Source organism: Agrobacterium rubi TR3 = NBRC 13261, assembly GCF_000739935.1.
Taxonomy (GTDB): Bacteria; Pseudomonadota; Alphaproteobacteria; order Rhizobiales; family Rhizobiaceae; genus Agrobacterium; species Agrobacterium rubi.
In genome coordinates this window covers 2,501-6,433 of record NZ_BBJU01000046.1, presented here as the reverse complement: position 1 = coordinate 6,433, position 3,933 = coordinate 2,501, and the positions used below count along the sequence as shown (strand labels likewise).

Annotated in this window: 1 tRNA gene and 2 rRNA genes; all 3 read right to left on the bottom strand. The window is 52.0% G+C overall.

Going from position 1 to position 3,933, the window contains the following annotated elements:
- Position 1: 1 nt before the first annotated feature.
- A tRNA-Met gene (locus RRU01S_RS24845) sits at positions 2-78 on the bottom strand.
- Positions 79-363: 285 nt separating this feature from the next.
- Positions 364-478 (bottom strand): 5S ribosomal RNA (gene rrf / locus RRU01S_RS24840).
- A gap of 390 nt (positions 479-868) precedes the next feature.
- Positions 869-3,675 (bottom strand): 23S ribosomal RNA (locus RRU01S_RS24835).
- Between the last annotated feature and the right edge of the window lie 258 nt (positions 3,676-3,933).

The window sequence follows — 3,933 nt, the reverse complement described above, 5'->3', positions numbered from 1 at the left end:
TTGGTTGCGGGGGCAGGATTTGAACCTGCGGCCTTCAGGTTATGAGCCTGACGAGCTACCGGGCTGCTCCACCCCGCGTTACCAGGTTTTTGCGCTCGCAAAAACCGACAGAGCAAACACGAAGTGTTTGCGTATCCGGTCCGGTTTTTGCGTTCGCAAAATACCGTTATTAGAACTCAAGGTTCCCTAAGTGCATTTTCGTGAGCAAATCCTTGAGGATTTGTCTCTTGTAAGGGACGCAGTGTGCGTTTGCCTTACATTTCATCATGCCAGAATGAGCAAAGGCCGCTTGAGCGGCCCTTTGATCGGCTGGGCCGAGGTTTGTTTTTGTTTTGAGAAGATGATGAATGTTGCGTTTTGCAGACCTGGCAGCGACCTACTCTCCCGCGTCTTAAGACGGAGTACCATTGGCGCTGGGGCGTTTCACGGCCGTGTTCGGAATGGGAACGGGTGCAGCCGCCCCGCAATAACCACCAGGTCGGCAAAACGCAACATATGATCCATGCTGTGCATGGATCATATGATTGCCTTTTGATTGGTGTACCTTGTCCTGTTCACTTTGCTCACAGGGGACACCAATTGGCCATACGGCACCCTCGAGATGAGGATGTGTTGGGCCAAAACAATCACAGATCCATGATTTCACATGGAAACTGTTGTTTCGAGAAGCTGGAGAGCTCAAGGCTCTATTTAATTTACACGTCTTTCTGTGACCTGTCCGTATGGTGCCTTGCTCGATGTTCGAGCGTGCCACCCTACAGGACGCTAGTCCGTCGCGCCTCGTGGCGCGCGCCGTCTGCAGGGCCTTTGGCCCGTGAAGACAGAACATATCTCATCAAGCTTCGCTTGATGAACATAATCAATGGGAACGAAGAAGTCGCTCGAGCTATTAGTAACGGTAAGCTTCATGCATTGCTGCACTTCCACACCCGTCCTATCAACGTGGTCGTCTTCCACGGCTCTGATAGGGAACACTCGTTTTCAGGTTGGTTTCCCGCTTAGATGCCTTCAGCGGTTATCCATTCCGTATATAGCTACTCTGCTATGCCCTTGGCAGGACAACAGATCCACCAGAGATACGTCCATCCCGGTCCTCTCGTACTAGGGACAGATCCTGTCAATATTCCTACACCCACGGCAGATAGGGACCGAACTGTCTCACGACGTTCTGAACCCAACTCACGTACCGCTTTAAATGGCGAACAGCCATACCCTTGGGACCTGCTCCAGCCCCAGGATGCGATGAGTCGACATCGAGGTGCCAAACAACCCCGTCGATATGGACTCTTGGGGGTCATCAGCCTGTTATCCCCGGCGTACCTTTTATCCGTTGAGCGATGGCCCTTCCACACGGGACCACCGGATCACTATGACCGACTTTCGTCTCTGCTCGACTTGTCAGTCTCGCAGTCAGGCTAGCTTATGCCATTGCACTCGACGACCGATTTCCGACCGGTCTGAGCTAACCATCGCGCGCCTCCGTTACTCTTTCGGAGGCGACCGCCCCAGTCAAACTACCCACCATACACTGTCCCGGATCCGGATAACGGACCGCGGTTAGACATCCACGAAGATAAGGGTGGTATTTCAAGGATGGCTCCACGAGAACTGGCGTCCCCGCTTCAAAGCCTACCACCTATCCTACACATGCCTTGGCGAATGCCAGTGTAAAGCTATAGTAAAGGTGCACGGGGTCTTTCCGTCTGACCGCAGGAACCCCGCATCTTCACGGGGAATTCAATTTCACTGAGTCTATGTTGGAGACAGCGGGGAAGTCGTTACGCCATTCGTGCAGGTCGGAACTTACCCGACAAGGAATTTCGCTACCTTAGGACCGTTATAGTTACGGCCGCCGTTTACTGGGGCTTCAGTTCAGAGCTTGCACCCCTCCCTTTAACCTTCCAGCACCGGGCAGGCGTCAGACCCTATACGTCGTATTGCTACTTCGCAGAGCCCTGTGTTTTTGATAAACAGTCGCTACCCCCTGGTCTGTGCCACCCCATCATACTTGCGTACCATGGGGTCACGCTTCTTCCGAAGTTACGCGTGCAATTTGCCGAGTTCCTTCAACATAGTTCTCTCAAGCGCCTTGGTATACTCTACCTGACCACCTGTGTCGGTTTCGGGTACGGTCTATACGGTGGAGCTATTTCCTGGAACCTCTTCGCCGCACATTCAATCCAATAAGAATGTACAACACACGAGATCCGTCACTACCACCAGGCCCACGAATATTAACGTGGTTCCCATCGACTACGCGTGTCCGCCTCGTCTTAGGGGCCGGCTAACCCTGCTCAGATTAACTTTAAGCAGGAACCCTTGGTCTTTCGGCGAGGGAGTCTCTCACTCCCTTTATCGTTACTCATGTCAACATTCGCACTTCCGATATCTCCAGCAGCCCTCACGGGTCCGCCTTCACAGACTTACGGAACGCTCCGCTACCACAAAACAGCCACTACGACTGTCTTATCCTCAGCTTCGGTGCATGGCTTTAGCCCCGTTACATTTTCGGCGCAAAGACCCTTATTTAGACCAGTGAGCTGTTACGCTTTCTTTAAATGATGGCTGCTTCTAAGCCAACATCCTGGTTGTTTTGGGATCCTCACATCCTTTCCCACTTAGCCATGACTTGGGGACCTTAGCTGGAGGTCAGGGTTGTTGCCCTCTTCACGACGGACGTTAGCACCCGCCGTGTGTCTGCCGATTAGTACTCCTCGGTATTCGGAGTTTGGTTAGGATCAGTAAGACGGTGAGTCCCCATAGCCCATCCAGTGCTCTACCCCCGAGGGTATTCGATCGACGCACTACCTAAATAGTTTTCGCGGAGAACCAGCTATTTCCGAGTTTGATTGGCCTTTCACCCCTAGCCACAAGTCATCCCAATCTATTGCAACAGATATGGGTTCGGCCCTCCAGTTGGTGTTACCCAACCTTCAGCCTGCTCATGGCTAGATCACTCGGTTTCGGGTCTAATGCAACAAACTAAACGCCCTATTCAGACTCGCTTTCGCTACGCCTACACCTACCGGCTTAAGCTTGCTTGCTACACTAAGTCGTTGACCCATTATACAAAAGGTACGCCGTCACCCTTGCGGGCTCCGACTGCTTGTAGGCATCCGGTTTCAGGTTCTATTTCACTCCCCTCGTCGGGGTGCTTTTCACCTTTCCCTCACGGTACTTGTTCGCTATCGGTCATGCACGAGTACTTAGGCTTGGAGAGTGGTCTCCCCATGTTCAGACAGGATTTCACGTGTCCCGCCCTACTCAAGGACAATGCCTGTTCTACGTCTACGGGGCTATCACCCGCTACGGCCACCTTTTCCAAAGTGTTCGACTTTATTCAGCATTGCCACTGGCCTGGTCCGCGTTCGCTCGCCACTACTTACGGAGTCTCGGTTGATGTCCTTTCCTTCAGGTACTTAGATGTTTCAGTTCCCTGAGTTCGCTTCTTACACCCTATGTATTCAGATGCAGATACCTTATCATAATGCTTGGAAACCCAAACCGTACCGAAGCACGACTTGGATTCTCCAAGCATTTAAGGTGGGTTCCCCCATTCGGAAATCCATGGATCAAAGCTTATTCGCAGCTCCCCACGGCTTATCGCAGCGTATCACGTCCTTCTTCGCCTGTGCATGCCAAGGCATCCACCAAATGCCCTTAATTCACTTCTTCGTTCTCATTGTCTATGCTCATCCATATTTGCTTGGTTTGGAATTCCTATCCTTTTCGCTTGCGCTCAAAGGGGTTCCAAACCTGGCCATACTGCAACCTTTCGGAACCAGTAGAACCGGCAAAAACCCGATTACCTTTTACAATCAGGTCATTTCTTGATGACATCGACGTGTCGATACAGTCCTCTTTGAAGGCACGCCGGTGCACTTCGAGGCCGTATCATTAAGACCAGCTTCTCGAGATATCATCCGGTGATGC